At 73.3% G+C, this 490-nt stretch carries 1 protein-coding gene; it reads right to left on the reverse strand.

Annotation, left to right across the window (positions count from 1 at the left end):
• Window positions 1-134 precede the first annotated feature (134 nt).
• Window positions 135-490, reverse strand: a 356-nt coding sequence (locus C1J00_RS44095) for a DUF6227 family protein (RefSeq protein WP_245936766.1), incomplete at its 5' end; no start/stop codon positions are given.

Genomic DNA, 490 nt, shown 5'->3' on the forward strand with positions numbered 1-490 from the left:
AGTCCCGCAACAGCGGCAGACGGGCCCCCGGTCGGAGTCCGTGGAACTGACCACCGAGGAGAGAGCCGCCTTCGCCGATCTGGTGCGCCAACTCGGCGACAGAGGCGTCTAGTTCTAGGAGAAGTGCGGGCCGCCTAGGAGAGTTGCGCCGCCCGCCGCTCCATCGCCTCACGCGCCGCGTCCTCGCTGACATACACCTCGCACATGTGCCGCCCGTCCGGCGTCGCCGTGTGCTCGACCTCCCAGAGGGAGACCTCCTCGCCGTCGCGCAGCAGGAACGCGTGCTCGTAGAGCGAGAAACCCAGGTTTGCCCGGCCTCCCCGGCCCGCGCGGCACGGGCGGCCGAAGGCCTGGGCGATCTGGTGCCCCGACGCGGTGGCCAGCAGGGCCGCCGTCTCCGCGCCCGGCCGGTCCGCGTTCTCCGCCCGGCGCAGTAAACGACGCGCGTGGTCCGCGGAGTCCTCAGCGGCGTAGGCGGGCCGGGGGGCGG

Origin of the sequence: Streptomyces cahuitamycinicus (genome assembly GCF_002891435.1) — a bacterium.
GTDB lineage: Bacteria > Actinomycetota > Actinomycetes > Streptomycetales > Streptomycetaceae > Streptomyces > Streptomyces cahuitamycinicus.